We start from the raw sequence: 26,367 nt of genomic DNA, 5'->3' as shown, positions 1-26,367 counted from the left end.
AGCAAAACGTGTTTTGCGCGCACGGAACGACCGCAATTTATTGCGGGCAGGTCCCGAAGGGGGTTTACGGCGTGTCTCAAAGAGTGTGTCGGAGTGCGACCCGATCTTCTCAGATAAGTAATTCCAAAAAATAACAAATAAATAATAGGAAAATTCATGGCGTTAGCAGCAGTCAGTATTGCAATTCTGATTCTGGTGGTTTTAATCACTGGATTAAAACTCAATCCCTTTCTCGCGTTTTTGGTTTCGGCAATATCCGCAGCGATAATGCTGGGTATTCCGCTCGATAAAATTCCGGCTACGATTGAGGCTGGAATCGGTGGCATGCTGGGATCACTGGCGATTATTTTATGCCTCGGCGCCATGTTTGGAAAACTGGTTGCCGAGTCTGGTGCCGCGCAACAAATCAGCCGCAGTTTAATGAGTTGGTGTGGGCCAAAATATATCACCTGGGCGCTAATGCTCACCGGTTTTATTGTGGGCATTCCGTTGTTTTACAATGTCGGTTTTGTGTTGTTAGTGCCGCTGGTTTTTTCGGTAATGTATCAAACCAAATTACCCGCCGTTTATTTAGGAATTCCGCTACTCGCTGCGCTCTCGGTTACACACGGTTTTTTGCCGCCCCACCCGTCACCTGTTGCATTGATTCCACAGTTTGGTGCAAGTATGGGCACTACATTGTTTTATGGAATTATGGTGGCTATTCCAACCATGATTGTTGCTGGGCCAATCTTTTCATCGCGGTTAAAATCCATACACAGTGTGCCTATGGCAACGTTCAAACCGTCTGATTTACCTGAACATGAATTGCCAGGGGTTGCAAATAGTTTTCTGACTGCACTTTTGCCGGTCATGTTAATTGGATTGAGCAGCATCGCCGTCTATTGCTTGCCTGCCGAAGTTGCCGCCGCACCTGTTGTACTGCTATTAAGTAACTCAATGATCGTGTTGATGATCGCGCTCGCTATAGCAACGGTGACGCTAGGATTAAAGCGCGGAATGAGTATTGGCAAGGTAATGAATATTTACAGCGATGCAATTAAAGATATCGCTGTTATTTTATTAATCGTCGCGGGTGCCGGTGCATTAAAACAAGTCATGGTGGTTAGCGGAGTGAGTGAGCAGTTAGCACATTCACTGCAAAATATTGCGCTCAATCCGTTGGTGTTAGCCTGGTTAATTGCTACGGTAATTCGTATCGCACTGGGCTCTGCGACAGTTGCAGGTTTAACCGCGGCGGGCATTGTTGCACCAATTATTCCACTGACCGGTGCCGATCCAAACTTAATGGTATTGGCCATTGGTGCCGGTAGTTTGATGTGTTCCCATGTAAATGATTCAGGCTTTTGGATGTATAAGGAATATTTCAATTTGAGTATAAAAGATACTTTTAAATCCTGGTCGCTGATGGAAACAATTATTGGTGTGATGGGGTTATTCGGTGTGTTGGTGCTGGATATTTTTGTTTGAGATTAGATGGCTGAGGGTAGCCTTTGCTCCCTACGTAGGGTGTTATATAAAGGGAGTCGTCATGCTCGTAAAACAGGTATCCACTATGTCAATGTCTTAAAAATTGGATGCCCGCCACGCGGGTATGACGACAGATAAATTAATAAATTTAATGCAGTACATCGCCACCCAATAAACCGCGCACTTCTTCGGCAGAAAAATGATAGTGTTGATTGCAGAACTGGCAGTCAATATCAATGCTGCCTTTCTCTACCAATAATGACTCTACCTCTTCTTTACCTATAGTCAGTAGCGCATCTGCACTGCGTTCGCGTGAACAGCTGCAGGCAAAACGCAAGGCTTTTGGTTCAAACAGGCGCAGTGGTTGCTCGTTAAATAGGCGATACAATACGGTTGCGTGATCCAACTCCAGTAATTCTTCTGCTTTAATTGTATCCGCCAAGGCGATAATGGTTTCCCACTTGTCGCGATTGTCTTCTTCGTTAGTAATTAATTGCTGTGGCAGTGCTTGAATCAAAAATCCGGTCACTGATTCTTCATTGGCGGCGAACCACATTTTAGTGGCGAGCTGTTCCGATTGTGAAAAATAATGTTCCAAACAGCCGGCAAGATTATCGGCATCCATAGGGACTATGCCTTGGTGGCGCTCAATGGTGCCGCTAAAGTTTTCGCGGCGTTGCGGCTCAATGGTAATCACCAGCACACCGTTGCCGAGCAATTGTTGCAAATTACCTTGAGTCGCAATGTCTTCGCTCAGTTCTATTTCGCTATTTAAACGCACTATGCCGCGTAAATTATTGTGATGATTGCATTCCGCCATAATGGTAGAGATGGCACCGTCGCCGCGCGCTTGCAAAATAATTTTGCCGTCAAATTTTAAGGTGCTGGATAATAATCCCACTGCAGCGAGAAACTCCCCCAGCAATCGGTGAATGGCGGGTTGTTGCGGGTTGTGGCTGAGCACTTCGCGATAGCTGTCACCTAGAGTGACTATTTCTCCGCGCACGTCGCAGTCGTCAAATAAAAAGCGGTGTAATAAATCATTGCTTGGCATTGTCTAATCTCTTCACAATAAATTCTAGTTTTCGTCGCCCAATAAATTTATGCGCTGGAAGCGGTGAATATGGCGGCGATCTTTTTTGCTGGGGCGCTGGTGGCTGATGATGTAACTACCCAGCCCAGCTTTGCGTTCAGCGGCGCGTTTTTCGCGTTGGACTTTACTCTCTTCCGTTTCTTCATAGAGTAGCGCTGCTTCCGGTGCGCCGCGGCGTTGATCGGAAAGAGCTTTTACCACGACAATTTTTTCATCGAGATTTTGGCGTATGGTCAATACCAGACCTACAGTCACTTCTTTGCTGGGTTTGATGCGCTGCCCATCGCAGTGGATTTTCCCGCCGTCGATGGCTTCTTTGCAGAGGCTGCGGGTTTTATAAAAGCGTGCGGCCCACAGCCATTTATCGATGCGGATTTTATCGTCATCAGCTTGCTCGTGTTTCTGTTTACTCATCCAGTTGTTTGCTCGTTAATAGGTTTGCCTAGGGCATAATTTCATCAAAATGATGGATCGCGGGATACTGCTCCATACGGCGTTCGATTTTGCTATCGGGTTGGTGTATGCCCAATAAATGTTTGATGCCGAAGGTTTTGGCGGAATCAAGAATGCGCACAGTGTCATCGATAAATAAGGTGCGCGCAGGGTCAAACTGTTCGCGCGCTTGTAAATCCTGCCAGAATTTTTGTGATTCTTTTGGCTCCTTAAATTCGTGCGATGAAATAATCACATCCAACCATTGATCGATTTTTGTCACTTGCATTTTGAGTGACAAACTTTGCGGGTGCGCATTGGTCACCAACAACACTTTTTTGCCACAGGCGCGCAAGCGCTGTAAAAATTCGCCGACCTGAGGGCGAATTTGTATTTTGTGTTTCACTTCTTCTTTTAAGCTGGAAATATCCACATCCAGCGCATTGGACCAAAATTCGAGGCAGTACCATTGCAGTGTGCCTTCGTGCTGGCGAATATCGCCCGCTAATTTTTGTCGCGCGGCGGCCAGATCAACATTGTGAATTTGCGCGTAGCGCTGGGGCAGGTGATCCAGCCAAAAATAATTATCGAAATGCAGATCCAACAAGGTACCATCCATATCCAGCATGACAGTATCTATTAAGTCCCAATTGATCATAAAATTGTCTCTATCACTTTCTGCGAACTGTACTCTACGACTTATGCCGACCAAGCCCAGTATTTTGAAGCGCGCGACTGTTGCGCGCAGCCGATTATTCCGTGCCGATGAACTTCACCTGCGTTTTAGCAATGGCGAAGAGCGTACCTACGAAAAGCTCTGTTCCGGCGGGCCGGGGGCGGTGCTTATTGTACCCTTGCTCGACGACAATACGGTGCTTTTGGTGCGTGAATATGCGGCCGGAATCGAGGATTACCACCTCGCGCTGCCCAAGGGCGCTATCGATCAGGGTGAAACCCTGCTCGCGGCGGCCAACCGCGAACTGAAAGAAGAGGTGGGTTACGGCGCGCGCAAACTGCAATTTCTCAAGCTTATCAATCTATCGCCTGCTTATATGGAGCACGGTATTAACATCGTCATTGCTTGGGATCTCTATCCCGAGCGTTTGGAGGGCGATGAGCCGGAGCCAATTGAGGTGGTGCCTTATCCGCTCGCGGATTTGCTGCAATTGATTGCCCGCGCCGATATGTGCGAAGGGCGCAGTATCGCCGCCTTGTTTATGGTGCGCGAATGGCTGGCGGGTAATTATCACGCGGCTGAGCCGGTGTTGGATTTATCCTCTAGCGAGGTCACGCATAATGACTAATCACCCTATTAGCCCGGAATTAATTGCCCGTCTGGTCGACCTCAGCCGTCGCGCCGGTGCGGCGATTATGGCGATTTATAACAATCGCGATAGTTACAATATTGAACAGAAGGGCGATGACTCGCCCCTCACGGCGGCAGATTTGGCGGCGCATCGCTTGATCAGTGCGGAGTTACCTGAGTTGCTACCGCTGCCGATGATCTCGGAAGAGGGCGATATACCGGAATTTGCCGACCGTCATTTATGGGAAAATTATTGGCTGATTGATCCGCTCGACGGCACCAAAGAGTTTATTGCAGGCAATGGCCAGTTCACCGTTAATATTGCCTTGATCCAGTGTGGCCGCCCGCTGCTGGGCGTTGTGCATGTGCCTGCCACCGACATTACTTATCTCGGCGTATTGGATGCTGGAGTGAGCGAAAGCATCGGCGCTTTTAAGTATCAACAGGGGGTTAATCCTACGCGGATAGCGGTGCGCCCGCTGCTGGCGCGCTTTTCACAGAAGCAATCCTTAACCCTATTGTTGAGTCATCGCCACGGCACCCAGGCCAATGTGGACTTGATGGCGACACTCACCCGCAATTGGCCGGGTGAGATAGAGACAACCAACGCTGGCAGTTCACTCAAGTTTTGCCTTATCGCGGAGGGGCACGCAGATTTCTACCCGCGTTTGGCGCCGACCTGCGAATGGGATACCGCCGCAGCGCAAGCGGTATTGGAAGCGGCTGGCGGGCAAGTGGTCTGCGCTACCCCCACCTTACAACCACTGGTTTACAACAATAGTGACGATTTAATTAATCCCCATTTTTATGCGCTGGGGGATAGGCATTTTTGCTGGGAGCGGTTATTAGCCGCTGATGAGCTGGTGCATTAAATCGTTTATTGTGCTGTTGCACCTATTGAGTGCAGAGGCAATGCCGTTGCTTTTATAACCAAACTTCCATAGTGCCGAGAATAAAATATTCTAAGTTAAATTGGCTCTTGACGGCGCTTCTAGGCTAGTCTTCATAAGGTAGGGAACCAAAACATCGCGCTGTGGTTTACCCAGTATTTTTTCCCACTAGCGTTGCGCGATACCGCTACACGATATTCAGTATTTTGTTCTTAGGGAGTGTTACCAATGAGAAGACAAAGCAAAAATTTAAAGGCCGATTTTAATACCACTCACTCTGATTTGATGCGCGATAAATTACTGCGCGAAATCTCCGATTACGAACGCCAGCTCGCCGAATTAAAATTAAATGGGGCGCAGGTGAATTTCACCATGATTCAAACCTACAAGGATTTAATCAACGCGCGCCAATCTATGCTTAAACGTTTGCCTGTGCATTATTAATTGACGGCGAAGCTAGTTAAGCCGAGCGATTTTTACTGCGCTGCGCAACACTAAAGCGAGGATCAACAAATTCTTGCGGAACATTAAAGGCTGTTGTTAATTTGGAGTGGGTGTTTCCTTTTTCCTGATTAGCAATAGCCTTTGTGATCTTGCCTGCTTTTTTTGTGTTGTGCTGTTCTGTAGTTGCGCGCAAAGATTTATGTTGCAGCCATGCATTGGCATCATCAAAGGGCATGGGGCGATGTATAAAATAACCCTGCACCTGATCACAGCCCAGTTCGCGCAAGCTACCTATCTGTTCAAATGCTTCTGCTCCTTCGGCGACAACCGCTAAACCCAGTGCATGGGCTATTGAGACTATGCCTTGGGTAATGTCCCAATCCACTTTGTTGCCGGGTAGTTCCGCTACAAAGGAACGATCAATTTTAATCATATCGAGCGGCAGACGTTTTATATAAGTGAGTGACGCATAACCAGTGCCGAAATCATCTACTGCCATGCGCGCACCCAAATCGCGGCAGCGCAGCATGATGCGTTTGGCGCGCTCCAGATCCTCTAGCATTGCCGTTTCAGTAATTTCAATAATTAGTGCCGTACCAAACCCTTGGTGTTGTTCGCAGAGTGTTTGTAATTCCACTAAAAATGAAGGATGTAAAAAATGACGCGGTGAAATATTGATATGAATATCAGGTGTGAGTGAGTTTTTACTCCACAACTGCATTTGCCGCCCTGCTTCGCGCAAAACCCAATTGCCTAAACGGAATTCCAGATCGCCGCGCGCGGATTCAAATGCTTGAATTAATGGCCCGGCGCTGATGATTTCTCCATCGGGTTTACACCAGCGCAACAGTGCTTCAAAACCGATTAGCGACAAATCGTTTAGCTGACAAATAGGCTGATACCATAGCTGTAATTCATTGCGCTCCAGCGCGCATTCCACATCTACAATCGAAATTTGCGTCTCTTGCGGCAATTCAGTTTTTACCGAGGCGCGCTGAAAACGATCGCCGCCTTGGCTTTTGGCGACATACATGGCCGCATCGGCTTTGCGCAGTAAATTAATTTCATCGACTCCATCTTGTGGTGCCAGCACCACACCAATGCTGCCACTTAAGCGCCCGCGTTTACGCCCTGTGCCATAGGGGATGCGCAATGCTTGTAAAAAGCGATTGGCTAAAATATCGATATGGGATGCGTCGCACTCGGCAATAATTAAAAATTCGTCGCCCCCGAGACGGCCTAGTTGATCGCCTTTGCGCACGACATCTGATAAACGCTGGGCGACATCGCGCAATAGCACATCGCCAGTCTCATGCCCCCAGTGATCATTGGCCGATTTAAGCCCATCTACATCGATAAAAAATAATGCAAATGGGCGATTGTAGCGATGCAGCTTTTCCAAACTGTCATCGACGCACTGTAAAATTCCGCGGCGATTTAATAACTTTGTCAGTGGATCAATCGTAGCAAGCGCGCGCAGTTGCGCTTCCAGCTTTTCGCGGTGGCAAGCTACTGCAATCTGACTGGCGATGCGCTCTGCTAGCGTCAGTAATTGCGGGGAAATATCTGCAACAGAATTGGTGTGCGCAAACCAGGAAGAGGCGAGTACACCTAATACTTTATCGGAAGAGATAAGCGGGATCACCAGGTTGGATTGCAATCCCGCGGCGATTAATTGCTCCATCGCATCTGGCGCATTGGGATAGTCGCGCGTAAAAATACTGTTTTTGCTGGCGAGTACGCGGCTAGATATTCCGGTCGTAGCTGAAAAGCGCAGCCCTTGAAATTTATTCAGTAAATATTGTTGCTCGCCTTCGAATAATTTGTATTCAAAGGTTTGCGTCTCTTCATCGAGTAAAATTAAAGCAGTGCCATCGGCGCCTAATAGGGTGCGCACGGCCGCCGCCGCTTTCTTAAAAAAAATTTGAAAATCCGGTTCGAGCGTTAAGGCATCCATGGTGGCCAACAGTGATGGCACTGCTGTGTGTATCAGTAAAGAATTATTCATGGAGGCGTGCTCACAAATACATCAATAACACCTTGTTAAGGCATGGAGTCAGAGATTTGCAATTAGCTTGCCAGCCACCTTGGCTTGAGCACTTTTTTACAAAAGGAGGGGGTTTGGTTGATTGATATGACAAAAGCACAAAAAACACACGAGCAACAACGCTCGTGTGTTATCGCGCTCACCAAAACAAGGCATCAAGGTTATCGGGTGGCATTAAATTAGTGCGGAGGTAACTCGGCGGTGAAGATGACGGATATTACTTTTTAATTTGTAACTGCCCAACAAAATTGCAAGGTCTATGGCGACTGTCTAATTGCTCTTTGATGATTTTTTCCCAAGCCGTCGTGCAGGCGCCGGTTGAACCGGGCAGGCAAAAAATTAAGGTGCGATTGGAAAACCCTGCGGTCGCGCGGGATTGAATTGTCGATGTGCCTATTTCTTCATATGAAACCTGGCGAAATAATTCCCCAAATCCCACCACGGTTTTATCAAACAAAGGCGTAACGGCTTCCACGGTAGAGTCACGCCCCGCAAAACCGGTGCCTCCAGTAATTAACACAACTTGCGCTTGTGAATCGACAATCCAGTTGGAAAGCACTGCGCGGATTTGGTAGATGTCATCGATTACTAAGTTTCGGTCGTGAAGCCTATGGCCAGCGGCGATTAATAAATCCTGCAATTTTTGACCGGAAGTATCGGTCTCCATGTTGCGTGTATCGGACACGGTGAGCACACAAATATTTAAGGGTTCAAATTCTTTTGTTGCGGACATAAAACCTCCAGTAAAAATTAACCCCCTCCCAGCCTCCCCCTTGCCGGGGGGGAGGAACTATTACTCCCTCCCTTTATGAAGGGGAGGGCTGGGGAGGGGTTCAAGACGGTTAACCACCTGTCATATTCATAAACCGCACAATTTGCGGTTCATCATCTAAATCAAACGTATGTTTTTCTGGTTTGTGCTGCATGGCATTGATAATGCGGGTGCGCACTTCAGCCTGCGGATTTTCACTTTCACGTAAAGCTGCGCGCAGATCCACGCTATTTTCCTGACCTAAACACAATAATAATTTTCCGGTAGCGGTGACGCGCACGCGGTTGCAGCTGCTGCAAAAATTATTGGAGTGGGGCGAGATAAAACCAATCTGTGAATCATAACCGCTTGTTTGCCAGTAGCGCGCGGGCCCGGCGTTGTCTTGTTTGGCAGCAACCGGCTGTAGTGAATGATGTTGGCTGATGCGTGCGCGCAGCTCAGCGCTACTGACAAATTCTGCGGCGCGGCCATGTTCATCGATTCGGCCCAGTGGCATCTCTTCGATAAAACTGATATCCAATCCCTCATCCAGTGCAAATTGCACCAGTGCGGGCACTTCATCGGCATTGTAGTGTTTAAGTGCAACACAATTGAGTTTGATACGTTTAAAACCTGCTGCTTGTGCAGCCTTAATGCCCGCCAGCACCTGCTTGATATCGCCCACGCGGGTGAGTTGGCGGAAGCGTTCGGGATTGAGGCTATCGAGGCTGATATTAATGCGGTCTACTCCCGCATCTTTTATTGCCTGTGCGTGCTGGGGCAGATGGGTGCCGTTGGTGGTCAGGCACAGTTCGGCCAAGCCGGGCAATTGCCCTAATCGCGCTAGCAGAGCAACAATACCGCGCCGGATTAAGGGTTCGCCACCGGTGATGCGCAGCTTGGTTACACCCAGCGCAACAAAGGCTTCGCCAAGTGTTGCCAGTTCTTCAATACTCAACACTTCGGCGCGCGGCAGAAAAGTCATTTCCTCCGCCATGCAATAAACGCAGCGCAGGTCGCAGCGGTCAGTCACTGACAGGCGCACGTAATTGATGGTTCGGCCAAAGTTATCGATTAATTGCATATATAAAGAAGCTGATTCCAGAAAGATGAGGCACTCTAGCTATGCTATCCAATTCACTCAAGCCAATTCACACTCAGGTCAATGAAATCAGAATGGCTCCATTGTGGTTTGCAATCGGTTAGCCAGCTTTTTCCGCGTACGGGAGGTTCTTGGTAAAAGGCATGTTCCAAAATAGGGATTTTTAAAATTCTACACCTTTAACTGCCCCTTCTTCAGGTTTTTATGCAATCGCACCTAACCTAAATAGCCAGATACTCACCTAAAATCTGGCTGAAATTTATAAAATGTTTTCTTGTGGTGCGTGTTGCACCATCACAATGTTTTTATATGGTGCATTTTCGAAAAAAGTAAAAGCCTTATTTTGCTGCGCATTGGTGCGACTTTGCACCATTTAAATTCATTTCGGCTCGTTATGAATCGGAGGGCTAAACAGTCTACTGTAATTGTTGTGTTTGTTTGAAAATATAAACTAATGAAATATAAGGAAAAATATTTTTTTTTGGCGTTTTTTTCGATCTGGCATTGCGCTTGCAACTGCACACCTGTAACCCAATAGCAGGTGTATGCCATGACCCAGTTTTTCAAAGCCAGCATAGAAACTCTTCCTTCTGCCATGCTGAAGCAGCGCAGTGACGCCAATGAACGCGCTAAAAAATCCCGCGTAGGCAAGGTCTGGTTGGTGGGTGCAGGTCCTGGCGATGCTGAATTGTTAACGGTGAAAGCACTGCGTGCAATCAATACCGCCGATATTATTTTTTACGATTATTTAGTCAGCGCTGATATTCGCGCACTCTTCCCTAAAAATATTCCCGCGCACTATGTTGGCAAAGCAAAAAACCAGCACAGCATCGCGCAAGAAGATCTCAATCAATTATTGGTTAAGCAAGCGCAGCTCGGTTTGACCGTGTGCCGTATTAAAGGTGGCGATCCTTTTGTGTTTGGTCGCGGCGGCGAAGAACTATTGGAGCTGCGTAGCGCTGGCATCGAAGCAGAAGTGATTCCGGGTATTACCTCTGCCTCTGGCTGCAGCACCTATGCCGACATCCCCTTAACTCATCGCGGTTTGTCGCAAGGCTGTACTTTTGTTACCGGTCATGCAGAAAAAAGTTTGGATGTAAATTGGAATGCGCTGGCGCAATTGAATCACACGTTGGTGTTTTATATGGGGTTGACTCGCGCTGATGAAATTGCAGAAAAATTATTGGCCGGTGGCTTGGCTGCCGATACGCCGGTAGCGATTATTGAAAACGGTTGCCGTAAAGATCAGCGCGATATTATTTCGACTTTGAAAGAATTTCCTGTAGCAGTGTTGCGCGAAAAAGTGCAATCACCGGCGTTAATTATTGTCGGCGAAGTGGTGCGCATGAAAGAAAAATTGCACGCACAGGTGCAATTGCATGTATCTGAAGAGCAATACCTGTTGGCTTGATTGATAGCCCTTTTAAAAATTAGTTAATACAAAAATTTCACGACCGTGAGGCAGATATGAAGAAGCGCATTGTAGTAGTTGGCAACGGCATGGTAGGCCACAAATTTATCGATAATCTGGTGAATCATGCAGATGCTGATCAATATCAGGTAATCACTTTTTCTGAGGAGCCGCGCCTCGCTTATGACCGCGTTCAGCTCTCCAAATATTTTTCCGGTTCTACCGCTGAGGATTTAATGCTCACCAGCGAAGATTACTACACCGAAAAATCTGTTGAATTTATCCTGAAAGATAAAGTGGTCGATCTGGATTTTGAAAACAAAGAAGTGATCACTGCATCAGGTCGCCGTGAAGGTTACGACAAATTAGTTCTTGCTACAGGTTCATTCCCGTTTGTTCCTCCTATTCCGGGCAATAACGGTGAACACTGTTTGGTGTATCGCACCATTGAAGATTTGGAAGCTATTACTCGCTCCGCACAACAGAGCAAAATTGGTGTAGTGGTGGGTGGTGGTCTGCTCGGTTTGGAGGCGGCGGCCGCATTAAAAGCCGCTGGCCTTGAAACTCACGTGGTGGAATTTGCCCCGCGTTTAATGGCTGTACAGCTCGATGAAGGTGGCGGTAAATTACTGCGTCGTAAAATTGAAGCGATCGGCGTAAAAGTGCACACGCAAAAAGCGACTAATGAAATTGTTGCCGGTACTGAAGCGCGCTACCGCATGAACTTTGCCGATGGCAGCCATCTTGAAACCGATATGATTTTGTTCTCTGCCGGTATTCGCCCGCAAGACGAACTCGCGCGCAAGTGCGGCATTCAAGTAGGTGAGCGCGGCGGTATTGTAGTCGATAACAATTGCCAAACGAATTTGGATGATGTGTACGCAATTGGTGAATGTGCACTCTGGAATAATCGTATTTACGGTTTGGTTGCCCCAGGTTATCAAATGGCAAAAGTCGCTCTGTCGCATATCACTGGTGGCAGCGAACAATTTATGGGTGCGGATATGAGCACCAAATTAAAATTACTCGGCGTAGATGTAGCATCAATTGGCGATGCTCATGGCGCAACACCCGGTTCATTAAGCTACACCTACAGCAATGATGTAGAAGAAGTTTACAAGCGTATGATTGTGTCGGCCGACAATAAAAAATTGTTGGGCGCAGTATTGGTAGGCGATGTAGAAGCCTACGGCACTTTGCAACAAATGTGTGTGAACGGCATGGATTTGCCGGAAGACCCCAACTGTTTAATTCTGCCCAGTGTTGATGGTGCAGGTATGGCCATCGGTGTGGATGCATTGCCAGAAGCGGCGATGATCTGTTCGTGTTTTGATGTCAGTAAAGGTGCAATTTGTTGTGCCGTGCAAGACGGTGCGCGCACCATGGGTGACATCAAAGCAGTTACCAAAGCCTCTACCGGTTGCGGCGGCTGTTCAGCATTAACCAAACAAGTGATGGATGCCGAGTTAGTGAAGCTCGGGGTAGAAGTAAGCAACCATATTTGTGAGCATTTCCCGCACTCGCGTCAGGAATTGGCCGACATAGTGCGCATTAAACAAATTAAATCCTTTGATGATTTGTTGGATCAGCACGGCCATGGTTTGGGTTGTGAAATTTGTAAGCCAGCAGTGGCCTCAATTCTCGCCGCTTTCTGGAATGAATTTGTGTTAGATAAAAAACACATTGGCCTGCAGGATACCAACGATATTTTCTTGGGCAATATGCAAAAAGATGGCACTTACTCAATCGTGCCGCGTGTTGCCGGTGGTGAAATTACTCCAGATAAATTAATCGCGCTCGGTCAGGTTGCCAAAGAGTACAAGCTCTATACCAAAATTACCGGTGGTCAACGCGTCGATTTATTTGGTGCGCAATTGCATCAGTTGCCCGCAATTTGGAAAAAATTAGTCGATGCCGGTTTTGAAACAGGTCACGCCTACGGTAAATCATTGCGCACGGTGAAATCCTGTGTTGGTTCAACCTGGTGCCGCTACGGTGTATTGGATTCAGTTGGCATGGCGATTACGTTGGAGAATCGCTACAAGGGTGTACGCGCACCACACAAAATTAAATTTGGTGTGTCGGGCTGTACCCGCGAATGTGCGGAAGCGCAATCCAAAGACTTTGGTGTTATCGCCACTGAAACTGGTTGGAGTTTATATGTGTGTGGTAACGGCGGTATGCGCCCACGCCACGCAGATTTATTCGCCACCGGTTTGGACGACGCCACCTTAATTAAATATATCGACCGCGTAATGATGTTCTACATTCGCACCGGTGACCGTCTGCAACGTACCTCGGTCTGGATGGAGAATATGGAAGGCGGTTTGGATTACCTTAAACAAGTGGTGATCAATGACAAGCTTGGCCTCTGTGCGGAACTGGAAGAGCAAATGGCTTACAACATCAGCCAATACCAGTGCGAGTGGAAAACCACAGTAGAAAATGAAGAGTTGCAAAAACGTTTCAAACATTTCATCAATGCTGATGTGCCGGATAACAATCTTGCCTATGTGGTTGAGCGTGAACAAATTCGCCCGGCAACTGCACTGGAGCGCACCAATAGCAGCATTCAGTTTGTTGAGTTGGTGGATTAGTTAAATAACCCCACCCTAACCCTCCCCTTAATAAGAGGAGGGGATATGCAGCCCTTCAGGCTGCCACGTTTCTCCCCCTTACTAAGGGGGAGGTTAGAGGGGCTAAAAAATTATATTTTTAAGTGAGAAATATCATGAGCGAAAAACCCTGGATTAGTGTGTGTGAAATAGATGACCTTTTTCCTGATACCGGCGTTTGTGCCCTGGTGAATAATCAACAGGTAGCGATTTTTCGCTCGCGCCGTTTAGATGAAGTTTTTGCAATATCAAATTACGATCCCATCGGTGAGGCCAATGTATTGTCGCGCGGCATTATTGGTTCGATCGGTGATGAAGTGGTAGTTGCATCGCCACTGTATAAGGAGCACTACAATCTGCGTACAGGCGAATGCCTGGAAAAACCTGAATATACAGTCGCAGTATATCCAGTGCGTGTAGATGATGGTTTAGTGCAAGTGCAGGCATGATTTCTTTCATGGAAGTTGTGTTTTGCAATTGTTAGTTTCTGTGTGAGCTTCCCCTTCTTCTTCGACTGCTTCATGAGTCGGCTTAATGGGCAACCCAATAGGTTGCCCTTTTTTTATTAGGTAATAATTAAACCGTTTGCGCGGATGGTGCGTGTTTTTGTTGGTACATGCGTTGATCGGCAATTTGGGTGAGCTCGCGTGGGTCGCTGCTGTCGTTAGGATAAAATGCCGTGCCGATGCTGCAGCCGATCTGGATTAGGCGGTCGTCAATTAAAAATAACTCGTCGAGTGCCAGTTGAATTTTTTCGCTCACTACACGTGCTTGATTCAGGTCATCAATCTGGTGCAGCAGAATGACAAACTCATCACCACCAATGCGGGCAACTGTATCTGAGGTGCGGACTACGGATAGTAAACGTTGCGCAACTTGCTTTAGTAATTCATCGCCAAGAGCATGACCGTATTGATCGTTAACGGGTTTGAATTTATCGAGGTCGAGCAACATCACCGCAAGCACTCGTTGGTGGCGCTTACAATAATGTAGTGCCTGATTCAAACGGTCGGAAAATAGCGCACGGTTGGGTAACCCGGTTAAGCTATCGTGCTGCGCCAGTTTGCGATGGCGCTCCTCGCTTTCACGCAGTGCCTCTAGTGCCCATTTTCGTTCAATTGCAATCTCTGCTAGATAGGCAGACTCTTCAATCAGTTTGATGTCTTCAGCGCTGGGCTCCGCGATTTGTTTTTGGTAGATGGCAAAAGTGCCGAGTACCTCGCCGCGACGATTGATAATGGGCTCCGACCAGCAGGAGGCAAGGCCGGCTTTGGCTGCTAGCTCGCGCGCCTCTACCCATGCCGGGTGAGTTTGAATGTCGCTCACAATCACCCGTTGACCGCTGGTAACGGCCATACCGCAGGAGCCAATTTCGCACTCGGCAGGCAGGCCATCTACGGCTTGGTTGTAAAAATCAGGCAGGTTCGGCGCCGCGACTACTTTGAGCGTATTGGTGGTGTGATCGAGTAGCAAAATACTGCAAGTCATCTCCGGCTTGATGTATTCCACGCCCACAATAATGCCGAGCAATATATCTTCCAGTGCGTCATCGGCGACAATTTGCGCGAGCACGTTGTTGTGGCCGCGTTGCCAGACGTCTGCCCTGCGCATCAAACGCACCATATTGCGCAGTTTTTGGTTGGTTCGATTGACGTGCACGGCTGCTGCGACCACCACCGCTACACCAAATAGTGCCGCGAGTGCAATATATATACTATTCACTTGTATCCTCGCTATGCAGCTTCAGTTCCGCTTTGGCGATGGCAATTTCTAAGACGCAATTTGTCGTCATTCAATACTCTCCATGAACGAATAACTCTACTTGCCATAATCAGCGTAGCGACTGACGTAAGCAATTTTATCAGTGTAGCCAGTGAATGCTGGTTCTAGTTGATCGAGCGCAAGGCTTTACCTAATTTTATAAATGAATTTGCAGCAAATTCAGTGCCGCCAATTACAAATTGTGACAATTGCGGTGTGGGCGTCTGGCTTTGTTTGCTGTCATTTGACCTTGCCCTGCGGGATGGTTTCACAATTCAGTGTGTTTAATTCAAAGCGGGGCGAGATTGATAAAGGTCCTACAAGGGAAGGAATCATAGCTATTGGCGTGGGGGATCTTGTAAAATTCGCCTATTTGCACCTACGAGATTCCCCTCCATGAAGTACCTTTTGGCCCTAATCGCACTGACCAGCCTGAGCATGAGCGCATTTGCCGATATATTCGCCGTATTTCGCGAAGAAGATGGCAGCACCAAATGGCAGTACGTGGCCAATACCACGGCTAGCGTATTGATTCTCTCGCTGTTGGTAGCGCTAATTTTTTTAATCCGGGCGCATCTTCGTTCCATGCGCGCCAATCGCGCTTTGACCAATATTAAAGCAACACTGGAAGATCGCGTCGCACATCGCACCGCGGTATTGCAGGAGACGAGCGAGCAGCTACGGGCGCGCGAGGCATACATTGCCAGTATCGTTAATTCCATGCCAGTGATGTTGATTGGCTTGGATCAAGCCTTGCAAATCACCCAGTGGAACAAAAAAGCAGAAGAGATTACCGGGCGCCCATTTAAGGATGTCGTAGGCAAAAACTTATGGGAAGCCTATGCCGCTATCACCCTCACTCAGGAGCAAGTGCAATCGGTATTGGAGTCAGGTGAAACGCTGAATCTTAAACATGCACAGCGCGGCCAATACAGTTTTGATATCACTCTTTATCCACTCGACCACAAAAACGACACCGGCCTTGTGATTTTGATTTCCGATGTCACCAAACAAGTAAACGCTGAAAATAAAGTCGCCGAGCGCGACAAGGTATCGGCGATGGGTGAACTTGCCTCGGCGATGGCGTACGACATTAGTTTGCCAATGCAAACTATTTTGTCGCGCGTTACTCGTGCGCGCCAGGAAATTGAAGCGGCAGAGTTAGGTGAGGTAAAAGAGTTTTTATTGCAAGAAGTTGAAACTGTGCGGTTGAGTGCGCATCAGGCTACGGCGATTGCACAGAACTTGTTGGATCTTGCCGGTAGCCATCGCGATACCAAACAGCTTGCCGATGTGCCACCAATTATGGATCGCAGTATTGCGCTGGCGACAGAATTATTTACCGATGTTGATAGTCTTGCATTTAAACATATCAATATTCGCCGCAATTACGCCGCTGCACTGCCGCAAATTCCCTGTTTTCCCGCCGAGTTGGAACAAGTATTTGTGCGCTTGATGCGCAATGCGTTTTACGCGCTTAACTCACATACCTGGGATGACAAGAATAAACCTTGGATCAATATTGAGATCGGCGAATTTTATGATTCGCTCTGGATTAAAATCGAACACAACGGAAAGTGTTTAAGCCCGACTGAGCAGCTGGATATTTTCCAACCATTTTTTGCCATCACTAAACACGAATCCACTTGTCCGGTAGAGCAGCGCTTATCCTATTCTTATTTTATTATCACCGATCACCATCGCGGCCAAATGGCAGTCACCTCGGATGACAAAAACGGAACCTGTTTTAATATTCAGTTAGCATTGAGTTAATTATCTAACGAATGCTGGTTAAAAGCTGCTGCCATAACCTGACAGCAGCTTTTTTTATGCTTGTTATTTTTAACCGGAGATTTTTCCAGTGACTGAAGCCGATAATAATTCGCTGATGAAAGAGGGTTTGGGCGTGCATGCAATTAAACGCATTGCCAAGAGTGTTGCGTTGGTGGTGCCGGGTTTTAATGCCAAAGCGTTTCAACAGGATGCGCAGCGCGGCTTGGAAGAGCTGGAATTAAAAGCGCGCGTACAACACCTGATTGCGGTATTGCATCATCATTACAAGTTGCCATTTACAGAGCTCAGCGAACATTTACAGCGCTTGCCAGAGGTATGGGATAAGGGCAGCGCAAACGATAGTAAGGCTGCGTTTGCTGCTTGGCCAGTGATTGATTATGTTGCAGTTCATGGTTTGCAATATCCTGAAGCGGCGCTGCAACTACTAGAGAAGTTAACCCACTTATTCAGTGCGGAGTTTGCGATTCGCCCATTTATCCAACAACACACGGAATTGACTTACGCAACATTATTGCAGTGGTGCAAACATCCATCAGAACATGTGCGCCGTTTAGCGTCAGAAGGATCGCGACCGCGTTTGCCCTGGGGTATGCGCCTGCCGCAATTTATTCACAACCCAGAACCGCTGCGGACGATTTTACAAACATTAAAGGCCGATGAGAGTTTATATGTGCGCCGGTCGGTGGCCAATAATCTCAACGATATCAGCAAAGACAATCCTGAGTGGATGATTGAAGTGTGTCGTAATTGGCTCGCTGATACGCACGAGCATACTGATTGGATTGTAAAACATGGTTTGCGCAGCTTGGTAAAAGCTGGTGATGTGCGGGTATTCCCACTACTGGGCTATGCGGCAAAACCCAATGTGCTGGTGAGTGAAATTCAGTTGGATAAAAAGCAAATCAAGCTGGGTGATGCAATAGCGTTTTCATTCACACTGAGCGGCAGAACAATTGCGCAGAATTTGGTAGTGGACTATGTGGTTTATTTTATGAAGGCCAACGGCAAGCTGGCGCCCAAGGTATTTAAATTAAAGAATATCCTGCTAGCTAAAAATGAAACAATGGCGATAACCAAAACACACTCGTTTAAACCTATTACTACTCGTCGTTATTATGCCGGTCAGCATCAGCTTGCTATTCAAGTAAATGGACAAGAGATGGCGCGAGTGGAGTTTCTGGTGGATGAGTAAGGGGAGATTATTTATCAGAGTCGAATTGGCAGATGTGATTCTTTATAAAAGGCTGAGCGCCGCATTAAGTTTATTTTCCAGTTCAGCTTTGAGCTGTAAGTAGTGGCCAAGTTGTACGCCGGTTTGTTGTCCGATGGTTTCGTGGCAGAGAGATAGATCTAGATCGGTAATGTAGCAGGGGTAGCGCTCACCATGCTGGCGACGACCAATAATATAACTTGCTACGGCGCTAAATAAATTATTGCCATAGGCCAATGCAGAAAATTCCTGTTCATTACAAAAAATGGTAAAGCGCAAATGCTGCTCTGCATCCATTTCGGCAATTGCTTTGACATTAATAAAATGCAGTTGGCTTAAATCACTCTGTAGTTGCCTGCGCTCGGCATGGCCTTGTTGTTGTTTGATGTTGCCGACGAGTTCGTAGATGGTGATGTCTTTGCAGTCGGGCTGTGCAACTGTGTTATCTCCATCTATTAATTGGCGCCGCATTGCGGCATTAATAAAATTAATCAGTGGACGCAGCAGTGTCTGTTGGTTGTGGTATTCGGTGTGCGTGGTAAATACTGAACCTTTTTCATCGACAATGGTTATGCGTGCCCGGCCGTGTTCCAGTTGATAAAAAACATAGATGCCGCGCTGTTTGATCTGCGCGCAAATAATGCGCAACGGTTTGTCGCGCAGGCCATAGCGATCAATCACTATGGGACTGAAATCAGTTTGTGCCTGAGTCAGTTTTTCTAATAATTTTTCGTAGCGTTTAAAACGCTGTATTTGCAGTTGCTGTTGCACAAATTGCAGTAGTAAATACTCATCGCCCATTTCTAAAATATAACGGCAGCTGCGTGGATGAGTGCCGGAGTAATAGCAACTAATCAAATCGCGCCACAATTCGGTCAATCGCTGAGCGATATTATTGCCTTGGCCACTGCTAAAGCAGCGCACGCTCAACTCGGGCAAGCTAAATTGTTTGCCGGGCGGAAACAAACGGAAATAATGTTGCAGGCAACTAATTAATGCATCCACCGGGTAGTGGCGGCAAATTAATTCGCCCCAGGAATTGAGTTGAATAACATCGGCACTAATCATCAAATTTTCACGCAAGCCGCTATAGCCCAGGGCATCACTTTGGCTACTGAGCATTTGCATGCCTTTTTTATGTAAATCCGCCTGTGGTTCAACGCCGGTGTTGACGATGATTAATAGTTTTTCGATAGCGGCAGGGCGGGTGAATTGTTGATGCTCAACCGCCAGTGGCACAGGTAACCACTGTTGTATTGCTTGCATTAGTTGCTGCTTTTGATTGGCACTTAGAAAAAGATCCCGGCCAATAATATCGACTTTGGTGTGACTCGCTAAAATTTCGTTGGCATGGCACCAGAACAGCAGTTCCAATAAACTGCGCGACCGTTTGATGGGGGCTACATCTATATTGCGCAGGGTCAAATCATGTTGGCTGCCCCGTACAACTTGCCAGCTTTCGCCGCTATCGTTCTCTTCGCGAATAAAACACAGATTGTCTTCACTTAAATCCCTCGATATGCCGGGATTAATCCATTCAATTTTTCCCGCCTTGCGTTCAAACGCGGCATGTAATTTTCGCCCGAGAATGATCATTTCATCACTGCTGATGGCGATATCATGCTGTTGGCTATTATGTAGCTCATTCAGTAAACGGTAACTGTGGTTGAGTTCATTGACTAACAGTGCTCGCTCGGCAATTACATGGGGGGCTTTCCAATAGGCGCGGTTATCGAGCATATGCAATTGATGTGATGACCAGTGCCAATCTTTTACTAACTGCTCCAATAATTTTCGCTGCCAGGATTTGTTCGGCTGGCGACTAGTGCGCGACAGAGGCTTATTCACTTTAAAATAAAAACAGCGGCGAACTAAATCCAGGCGCGGCAATTGGTGATGTTGTTGTAAATATTGCTCAATGAGGCGATACACCATCACATAAGGGTCTAGTCTATCGGCATCCGGCTCTTGCGCGTAAAGTGCGCGTTTAAAACTGAGCGCCAAGGGCTCGCTGGTGAGAGGTTGGTTTTGTTCAATCGCGCTTGCAGCGTCTTCTTGTTGGCTGAGCTCGGCATTGATACTGTCTTGGTAAAGGCTAATACCTGAGGATGCATTTGTGGTAAGTGTTTGCGTATTGCGGGTGTTTTTGTTGTTTAGCTCGCCGCTGGCATAAACCTCCAGTAATAGTAGTTTTAAAACGGACTTGTAAGGTGATTCAATCGCTTTATACAGTTGCCAAATTCCTGCTCCGATAAATTCATTGGTGGGAATAGTGGGCAGGCCGCCAAAATCAATAACATCTTCCTGTTTGAGAAAACGTTTACCTAATAATTTATCGCGATAGTTATTGTAATTGTGTTCTTGTGATGCGGGAATAAACCACCAGAGTGGATATTTTCCGGCGAGCCACAGGGCTGTGCGATAAAATTCATCGAGCAATAAAAAATGTTGGGCTGAACCGCTGGCTTCGCTGCTTAGTGATTGGCGGCGTTGGCCAGAAAATTCATCGCTGCGCATTAAAAAGAAATGTACTTCCAAGTGAATCTGCACGGCGGCCCACTGGCTAATCAGTTGGCACTTGTGTTCTAGTTCAGGTAAAAAAGGTTGGCTCTGGTCGAGGCTGTGGCACACCCATATATCCAAATCGCTTGAATCACTCTGGGCAATAGTGCCCACACTGCCCATCACAAAAAGCGCATCAATCGCGGGTTGTTTTTCAGTGAGATCGCGATTGTATTGAAAGCTGCGCGCCAGAATTTTTGCCAGACGCAACTCGTCATTGTTAGGTGTGTATTGATAAATTCCTGCCGGCGTGCTGTGAGAAATATAGCCGGGCAGCATGGGGTGGTTAACATGAAACAAGAGGGGTAAAGCTTGCAAAAATTGTTGTTGGCGCTCAGTAAGTGCCGCGCAGGTGCGTGTGTAACGCTGCGCATTTAAATCCAGGAAACGCTGCTTGAGTTGTGTGAGTTGTTTGCGGTCAACACCCTCATCTATATCGTGTATATCGATCGAACGAGAATACATAGGGTTCAAAATTGTGGATTTTGGTGAGTGATTTTTTTCTTGCGTAAGATGTCAGCGAGCGTGGTGTAAAGTAACTCCGGATTAACCGGTTTGGATAAGTAGCCGTTCATTCCTGCGGCAAGACAGCGTTCGCGATCGCCGCGCATGGCTTGCGCCGTAACGGCGATAATGGGAATGTCCTGCTGCTGATTGGTGGTGCGCAATTGTCCGGCGCGGATGCGTCGTGTCGCTTCTATCCCATCCATTTCGGGCATTTCCAAATCCATTAAAATTGCATCAAATACTTCGCTGTTATTTTCCAACAACTTCAGTGCTTCAATTCCGTTGGCGGCGATGGTGGTAGTGATTTTTTTCTTTTTTAATATGCCACGAATCACCTGCTGGTTAACCACATTGTCTTCAGCAATTAATAGGTGAGTGTTTTCCAGTAGCGCTAAGGTGTCATCAGTCGCATTGAGTTCCGGGCTGATATCTTGCAAAAACGGCTCGCGCCCAATCGCTTGGCTAATGGCATCAAACAGGCGCGACTCGCTGACTGGTTTGCTGAGGAATTCATCGACCAAAATAGCATTGGGATCGGTATTGGAGATTTCATCGCGGTGATAGGCGGAAATTAAAAAAATGCGCGGTTTATGTTTTAAGCTGAGGTCTGATTTGATCAGCCCGGTCAATTGCAAGCCGTTCATATTGGGCATGCGGTAATCGAGCAAAACAAAGTGATAGGGTTGACCGAGGTTATCTGCTTGGCGAATACGCTCTATGGCGCTAATCGGATTGTCTATTTCATCAACCTGTAAATGAATACTGCGTGCGGTACTGGCAATAATGGTGCGGGCAATGCTGTTGTCGTCAACGATGAGTGTACGAATATTATTGAGGTCGCGGGGGTGATTGATCAGTGTTTTTTCACCTAGGTGACTGCGCTCAAAGGATGCGCTAAACGTAACTTTGCAACCTTTATTAAGGTGTGAATCAATACAGAAATCACCTTGCATTAAATGCACTAAATGGCTGCAAATACCAAGGCCGTAGGTGTGTTTTTCATGTTCATTTGAATTTATATTGAATACCAGTCGCTCTTTAATGTGCGCCAGTTTTTCCTCGGTCATGCCCAGGCCTTTGTCTTCTACCGTAAACTCCAACATGACCTGTTTGGCATTGTGCGCCCGGCGGCGAACACGCACCAGCACCTGATTGGTATTGGAATATTGAAAAGCATTGCCAATCAAATGGCTGAGAATTTGACTGAGACGCGACGCGTCGCCGCGCAAGAAGCGCGGCACATCGGGTTTGATGTCGTACACAATGCGGACAGATTTATGCAGTGCGCTGATTTCAAACAAGCGCGAGATTTTTTCAAAGAGTTGGTCAAGATCAAAATGAGCATACTCAAGAATCACGCGCCCCGCTTCAATTTTAGAGAAGTCGAGTAATTGGTTGATGATTTGTAGCAGCGAGTCCGCCGCGGAATTCATGCTGGTGAGATAACTTTGTTGTTGTTCATCCAGCTTGGTGTCATTGAGTAAATACCCTATGCCGATAATCGCATTCATCGGAGTGCGAATTTCGTGGCTGATACGGGCTAAAAATTCGCTTTTGGTTTTGCTCGCTAAATCCGCTTGGGCATGGGCGCTGACCAGTTCTTCGCGCGCCTCCATAAAATCGTTGATGTTGGTGATTATGCCTACGCAGCGAGTGGGGTGCCCCTTGTGGTCGGGCTCAAAAAATTTGGTTTTCGACAGCACCCATATCTCGCTGCCGTCGCGGTGCAGCATGCGCAGCTGTAATTGTAGCGAATCGCGATTGTGATCAATCGCCGCCTGATACTCGCTGAGCATGTTGTCCAGATCATCCGGGTGGACAAAATAATCGCGCAAGGTATCCAGGTTGCCCGGCAGGTCTTCGTAATCGTAACCGAGCATGCGCAAATAGCTGCGGCTGAAATAAATTTTATTGGTCAGTAGATTCCAATCCCACAAACCATCGCTAGAGGCTTCCATCGCATAGCGATGGCGGATGTCACGATCATTCAGGCGGGCGAGCTCCTCCTCTAGCTGCCGGATTTTGGCTGCCAGTGCCTCTTCAGACTCGCCTGAATACAATGACTTTTTACCCATAGTGCCTACCTGTGTCCCTTTCAAGCGCTCAGCCTGCTTGGACAAAAAACAAACTGCCAGACTTAAAGGCTAGTCTATTTTGATGTAAATACCAGTGGTGGGCGGGAATATAAAAACGATTTTAACGACGGCGAAATTGTCTGGCAGGAGCGAGGGGAAATAGCTGTGTGGTGTGGTGCAAACACCTCCCCCCCTTTTTGGGGGGAGGTGAGGGAGTTGGGTGTTACTGACGACTTTCCAAACTCGCTTTGGCGCGCCCAACGGCGGCTTTTACCTGCGCCGGTGCGGTGCCGCCAATATGGTTGCGGGCGGCGACTGAACCTTCCAGCGTCAATACCGCAAATACATCCTGCTCGATCACGGTAGAGAACTGCTGTAGCTCGGCCAGCGTCATTTCCGACAAGTCTTTGCCCGATTGCACGCCATAACCTACCGACTTGCCTACAATCTCATGGGCGTCGCGGAAAGGAACACCTTTGCGCACCAAGTAATCGGCCAAGTCAGTTGCAGTGGAGAAACCGCGTTTGGCCGCTTCGTACATCTTCTCTTTGCGCGGCTGAATTGCCGGAACCATATCGGCAAAGGCGCGCAGGCAGTCTTTGACGGTGTCGATGGCATCAAACACCGGCTCTTTGTCTTCCTGATTGTCCTTGTTGTAAGCCAAAGGCTGGGATTTCATCAGGGTTAACAGTGCAGTCAGGTGACCGTAGACGCGGCCAGTTTTACCGCGCACCAGTTCCGGCACGTCAGGGTTTTTCTTTTGCGGCATGATCGAGGAGCCGGTGCAGAAGCGATCCGGTAAATCGATAAAGCTGAATTGCGATGAAGTCCAGAGCACCAGCTCTTCGCTTGCGCGCGACAAGTGCATCATCAAGACGCTGGCGAAGGCGGCGAATTCGATGGCGAAATCGCGGTCGCTTACTGAGTCGAGTGAGTTCTCGGTCGGCGCTTCAAAGCCTAATAGCTGGGCAGTGTAAGCGCGATCGATCGGGTAGGTAGTTCCCGCAAGCGCGGCGGCGCCTAAGGGCAAATAATTCATGCGTGCGCGGCAGTCCATCAAACGCGAGTAATCGCGCTGTAGCATTTCAAACCAGGCCAACAGGTGATGACCAAAGGTCACTGGCTGGGCGGTTTGCAAATGGGTAAAACCGGGCATGATGGTATCGGCATTGGCTTCCGCGACTTGCAGCAAGCCCTGTTGTAAACGGGTCAGCTCTTTGGCGATAGCATCGATTTCATCGCGCAAATACAGGCGAATATCGGTCGCGACTTGATCGTTGCGCGAGCGGCCGGTATGCAGTTTTTTACCGGTGATACCGATGCGTTGCGTGAGCACGGCTTCGATGTTCATGTGCACATCTTCAAGGCTGACCGACCAGGTAAATTTACCGGCGACGATCTCCGCGCGAATATCTTCCAGACCGGTGATGATCTGGTCGCGCTCGGCCTCGGTCAGCACGCCGACTTTAGCGAGCATGGTGGCGTGGGCGATGGAGCCGTTGATATCGTGGTGATAGAGGCGTTTATCAAAGTCGACGGAAGCGGTGAAACGTTCGACAAAGGCATCGGTGGCTTCACTGAAGCGGCCGCCCCAGGGTTTGATAGGCTGATCGTTTTGGCTCATGAGCATGTGTCCACAAACTGGAAAGAATGAAAGAGATGTCGGGTGCGATTAGGCTACCATTGAGCATGGCACCACAGGCCGCGCATTATAGCCCAATGCCTATTCAAAAACCGTCCCGGCGATCTATTAATGGAAACCGCGTTAACACCATGAAAGCACCCGCATCCGACAAAACCAAGGCCAAACCGAAAAATGGCGTGCCGCGCACCGAGCCTGCCAATCCGTTTTTGCCGGATTTGTGCAGCAGCCAGTCGGTTTTCTTACTGGTATTGGTGGCGGAGTTGCTGGCCGTGTTGCTCACTATTAGCGGGTCATCCGGTCTGCAACATTTTAACTGGGACAAGCTCGCATTCATCTCAGTGCAGGTGCAATGGATTGTGGTATTCAGTGCGGTGGCGCTGTGTCGCCTGCGTTTTTGGCTGGGCAGGCAGAATCATGTGCGCGCGGGCAGTGTGAGTTATGCGCTGGTGTTGGGCATCACTTTGGTGCTCTGCGCCGCCGGGCAGTGGCTTATTTATGGCGCAAGCGGTATGGCATTTGCGGGCGATCAGGAATTTCATTTTGATGGTTGGTTGCTGCTAAACAACATGGTAATTGCGGCGATTTTATCGGGCATTTTATTGCGCTATTTATATTTGCAGCAGCAGTTGCGCAACCAGCAGCAGGCCGAAATGCACGCGCGGATTCAGGCGCTGCAATCGCGCATTCGCCCGCATTTTTTATTTAATAGTATGAATTCAATCGCCAGTTTAATTGCGACAGATCCGGATACCGCCGAGCGCGTGGTGGAAGATTTGTCGGCATTGTTTCGCGCCAGTCTCGCTGAGCCAACGCTGATTCCACTGGAGCGGGAATTGGAGTTGTGCAAACACTATTTGGATATAGAGCAATTGCGCCTGGGGCGCCGCTTGCAGTTGGAATGGCAAATCGGCAGTTACAATAAAGAACTTAAAATTCCCAGTTTGATGATGCAGCCGCTGGTAGAGAATGCGATTTTTCACGGTGTAGAGCCGCTGCCCAAAGGTGGAAAAATTACCATCAGAGTGTCGCAAAACAATAAGCAACTCAGCATAGTGATCACCAATCCTTATCTATTGGTGAAAAAAAATAATCACCAAAATGACGCCTCGGCACGCCATAACCGCATGGCGCTGGACAATATTCGCCGCCGCTTGACCGCGCACTTTGGCACCGCAGCGCGCTTATCCAGCAGCGCTGAAAACGGTGTATTTACCACTTATATTTTTTGCCCTTTAACGGTATGACCACAATA

General features: G+C 48.0%; 20 protein-coding genes. 10 read left to right on the top strand and 10 right to left on the bottom strand.

Going from position 1 to position 26,367, the window contains the following annotated elements; all coding sequences use genetic code 11:
- Positions 1 to 156 precede the first annotated feature (156 nt).
- A complete protein-coding gene (locus tag AC2CG4_RS13225; protein ID WP_484486706.1) occupies positions 157 to 1,470 on the top strand; it encodes a gluconate:H+ symporter in 1,314 nt (437 codons plus the stop codon).
- Between the two features lie 148 nt (positions 1,471 to 1,618).
- Here AC2CG4_RS13225 and hslO read toward each other — a convergent pair whose 3' ends face one another.
- The 3 genes from hslO to yrfG are packed head-to-tail and all read right to left on the bottom strand — an operon-like array spanning position 1,619 to position 3,653.
- Complete coding sequence (gene hslO / locus AC2CG4_RS13220) at positions 1,619 to 2,524, bottom strand: Hsp33 family molecular chaperone HslO (RefSeq protein ID WP_484486705.1); 906 nt, start codon at positions 2,522 to 2,524, stop codon at positions 1,619 to 1,621.
- 24 nt (positions 2,525 to 2,548) lie between these two features.
- Positions 2,549 to 2,977 (bottom strand): RNA-binding S4 domain-containing protein, encoded by a 429-nt coding sequence (locus AC2CG4_RS13215; protein ID WP_062064710.1) that lies wholly within the window; start codon positions 2,975 to 2,977, stop codon positions 2,549 to 2,551.
- Positions 2,978 to 3,005: 28 nt separating this feature from the next.
- Entirely contained in the window at positions 3,006 to 3,653 is a 648-nt protein-coding gene (yrfG, locus tag AC2CG4_RS13210) for a GMP/IMP nucleotidase (protein ID WP_484486704.1), read from the bottom strand.
- A gap of 43 nt (positions 3,654 to 3,696) precedes the next feature.
- Between yrfG and nudE the strand changes: the two genes are divergently transcribed.
- From nudE to AC2CG4_RS13195, 3 genes are all read left to right on the top strand, one after another.
- Positions 3,697 to 4,299 (top strand): ADP compounds hydrolase NudE, encoded by a 603-nt coding sequence (gene nudE / locus AC2CG4_RS13205; protein WP_484486703.1) that lies wholly within the window; start codon positions 3,697 to 3,699, stop codon positions 4,297 to 4,299.
- Positions 4,292 to 5,173, top strand: a complete 882-nt coding sequence (gene cysQ / locus AC2CG4_RS13200) for a 3'(2'),5'-bisphosphate nucleotidase CysQ (protein ID WP_484486702.1) — start codon at positions 4,292 to 4,294, stop codon at positions 5,171 to 5,173. The genes nudE and cysQ overlap by 8 nt, the downstream gene beginning before the upstream one ends.
- A 246-nt stretch (positions 5,174 to 5,419) precedes the next feature.
- On the top strand, positions 5,420 to 5,635 hold the full coding sequence (locus AC2CG4_RS13195) for a hypothetical protein (protein WP_484486701.1): 216 nt from the start codon (positions 5,420 to 5,422) through the stop codon (positions 5,633 to 5,635).
- A gap of 16 nt (positions 5,636 to 5,651) precedes the next feature.
- On the opposite strand, the gene AC2CG4_RS13190 is transcribed toward AC2CG4_RS13195, so the two are convergent.
- The 3 genes from AC2CG4_RS13190 to moaA all read right to left on the bottom strand — a co-directional run bounded on the left by AC2CG4_RS13190 (position 5,652) and on the right by moaA (position 9,517).
- Positions 5,652 to 7,643 carry a putative bifunctional diguanylate cyclase/phosphodiesterase gene (locus tag AC2CG4_RS13190; RefSeq protein ID WP_484486700.1) on the bottom strand — a complete coding sequence of 664 codons (1,992 nt, stop codon included), beginning with the start codon at positions 7,641 to 7,643 and terminating at the stop codon, positions 5,652 to 5,654.
- A 256-nt stretch (positions 7,644 to 7,899) separates the two neighbouring features.
- Positions 7,900 to 8,415, bottom strand: a complete 516-nt coding sequence (gene moaB / locus AC2CG4_RS13185) for a molybdenum cofactor biosynthesis protein B (RefSeq protein WP_484486699.1) — start codon at positions 8,413 to 8,415, stop codon at positions 7,900 to 7,902.
- A gap of 109 nt (positions 8,416 to 8,524) precedes the next feature.
- A complete protein-coding gene (gene moaA / locus AC2CG4_RS13180) occupies positions 8,525 to 9,517 on the bottom strand; it encodes a GTP 3',8-cyclase MoaA (protein ID WP_484486698.1) in 993 nt (330 codons plus the stop codon).
- 613 nt (positions 9,518 to 10,130) lie between these two features.
- Between moaA and cobA the strand changes: the two genes are divergently transcribed.
- From cobA to nirD, 3 genes are all read left to right on the top strand, one after another.
- The gene (cobA, locus tag AC2CG4_RS13175; RefSeq protein WP_484486726.1) at positions 10,131 to 10,946 is read left to right on the top strand and encodes a uroporphyrinogen-III C-methyltransferase; all 816 of its coding nucleotides are present in this window, start codon (positions 10,131 to 10,133) and stop codon (positions 10,944 to 10,946) included.
- A 56-nt stretch (positions 10,947 to 11,002) separates the two neighbouring features.
- Complete coding sequence (gene nirB / locus AC2CG4_RS13170; protein ID WP_484486697.1) at positions 11,003 to 13,543, top strand: nitrite reductase large subunit NirB; 2,541 nt, start codon at positions 11,003 to 11,005, stop codon at positions 13,541 to 13,543.
- Positions 13,544 to 13,677: 134 nt separating this feature from the next.
- Complete coding sequence (nirD, locus tag AC2CG4_RS13165; protein ID WP_062064694.1) at positions 13,678 to 14,010, top strand: nitrite reductase small subunit NirD; 333 nt, start codon at positions 13,678 to 13,680, stop codon at positions 14,008 to 14,010.
- A gap of 127 nt (positions 14,011 to 14,137) precedes the next feature.
- Here nirD and AC2CG4_RS13160 read toward each other — a convergent pair whose 3' ends face one another.
- Positions 14,138 to 15,283 carry a diguanylate cyclase domain-containing protein gene (locus AC2CG4_RS13160; RefSeq protein WP_484486696.1) on the bottom strand — a complete coding sequence of 382 codons (1,146 nt, stop codon included), beginning with the start codon at positions 15,281 to 15,283 and terminating at the stop codon, positions 14,138 to 14,140.
- A gap of 435 nt (positions 15,284 to 15,718) precedes the next feature.
- Here AC2CG4_RS13160 and AC2CG4_RS13155 point away from each other — a divergent pair, with 435 nt between their 5' ends.
- Both AC2CG4_RS13155 and AC2CG4_RS13150 read left to right on the top strand, forming a co-directional pair.
- The gene (locus AC2CG4_RS13155) at positions 15,719 to 17,095 is read left to right on the top strand and encodes a PAS domain S-box protein (RefSeq protein WP_484486695.1); all 1,377 of its coding nucleotides are present in this window, start codon (positions 15,719 to 15,721) and stop codon (positions 17,093 to 17,095) included.
- An 88-nt stretch (positions 17,096 to 17,183) separates the two neighbouring features.
- The gene (locus AC2CG4_RS13150; protein ID WP_484486694.1) at positions 17,184 to 18,308 is read left to right on the top strand and encodes a DNA alkylation repair protein; all 1,125 of its coding nucleotides are present in this window, start codon (positions 17,184 to 17,186) and stop codon (positions 18,306 to 18,308) included.
- 42 nt (positions 18,309 to 18,350) lie between these two features.
- On the opposite strand, the gene AC2CG4_RS13145 is transcribed toward AC2CG4_RS13150, so the two are convergent.
- The 3 genes from AC2CG4_RS13145 to argH all read right to left on the bottom strand — a co-directional run bounded on the left by AC2CG4_RS13145 (position 18,351) and on the right by argH (position 25,094).
- Positions 18,351 to 21,353: a class I adenylate cyclase gene (locus tag AC2CG4_RS13145; protein WP_484486693.1), complete on the bottom strand. Its 3,003-nt coding sequence runs from the start codon at positions 21,351 to 21,353 to the stop codon at positions 18,351 to 18,353.
- A 5-nt stretch (positions 21,354 to 21,358) separates the two neighbouring features.
- A complete protein-coding gene (locus AC2CG4_RS13140; protein ID WP_484486692.1) occupies positions 21,359 to 23,470 on the bottom strand; it encodes a response regulator in 2,112 nt (703 codons plus the stop codon).
- Positions 23,471 to 23,693: 223 nt separating this feature from the next.
- Positions 23,694 to 25,094: an argininosuccinate lyase gene (gene argH, locus AC2CG4_RS13135; RefSeq protein ID WP_484486691.1), complete on the bottom strand. Its 1,401-nt coding sequence runs from the start codon at positions 25,092 to 25,094 to the stop codon at positions 23,694 to 23,696.
- Positions 25,095 to 25,243: 149 nt separating this feature from the next.
- Between argH and AC2CG4_RS13130 the strand changes: the two genes are divergently transcribed.
- A complete protein-coding gene (locus AC2CG4_RS13130; RefSeq protein ID WP_484486690.1) occupies positions 25,244 to 26,359 on the top strand; it encodes a sensor histidine kinase in 1,116 nt (371 codons plus the stop codon).
- Positions 26,360 to 26,367: the final 8 nt, after the last annotated feature.

It is taken from the genome of Cellvibrio sp. ATLC23, assembly GCF_057196725.1.
The sequence above is the reverse complement of the archived record's forward strand: the minus strand, read 5'-3'. Positions and strand labels throughout refer to the sequence as shown.